At 31.6% G+C, this 763-nt stretch carries 1 protein-coding gene; it reads right to left on the bottom strand.

Translation table 11 applies throughout. The annotated features are described in order from the left end of the window. Positions 1-206: 206 nt before the first annotated feature. Positions 207-683 carry a Cys-tRNA(Pro) deacylase gene (gene ybaK, locus KI356_RS27790; RefSeq protein WP_097833175.1) on the bottom strand — a complete coding sequence of 159 codons (477 nt, stop codon included), beginning with the start codon at positions 681-683 and terminating at the stop codon, positions 207-209. Between the last annotated feature and the right edge of the window lie 80 nt (positions 684-763).

The raw sequence follows: 763 nt of genomic DNA, 5'->3' as shown, positions 1-763 counted from the left end.
AAAGGTTGATAGGTATGGAGGACCACCAACCTTTTATCATATTTCTTTAGATGTTTGTATTCATTATTATTAAACTGAATATTCAATCTTTTTTATTTCATTCATTATGTAAATAAAAAAGGATAATCCGCCCTCATAATGGACTAACTATCCTATAAATTATTATCTGAATTTAATAAAACTAGAACTTCTTTCCCTATGTATATTTACTTCGTTACTTCACCAAACTGCGCTCTCGTCACTTTCGCTAAATCATCCACTTTCAGCTCAATTTGTATTCCAATTTTCCCGCCGCTTACTATCATCGTTTCAAGTATTTGTGCGCTCTCATCAATGCATGTAGAAAATAATTTTTTCATCCCTACTGGTGAACAACCGCCGCGAATATACCCTGAAACTTTCGTAATATCTTTAACAGGAATCATTTCAATCTTCTTTTCACTTACTGCTTTTGCGGCTGCTTTTAAATTTAGTTCCTCATCTACTGGAATGATAAAAACATGATAATTTTTACTATTCCCTTGAGCGATTAACGTTTTATATACTTCTCTCACTTCTCGTCCAATTTTCTCAGCTACTGATACACCATCAATTTTCCCATCGTCTGGATCATATGACATCATCGAATATTCGATTTTTTCTTTATCTAATATTCGCATCGCATTTGTTTTATCTTTTTTCATGAGCTTCTCCTTAAAAAGTTATTTCATATTATTAAATTTCCTTATATTATACACTCTTTTCCATTTCTTCTACATAACTT

It is taken from the genome of Bacillus hominis (genome assembly GCF_018332515.1).
Lineage (GTDB): Bacteria > Bacillota > Bacilli > Bacillales > Bacillaceae_G > Bacillus_A > Bacillus_A hominis.
This window is presented reverse-complemented; position numbering and strand designations above follow the sequence as displayed.

What these genes read in the sequence shown, in the direction of transcription:
- ybaK (WP_097833175.1), bottom strand. Translation starts at nt 683, where the DNA reads ATGAAAAAAGATAAAACAAATGCGATGCGAATATTAGATAAAGAAAAA.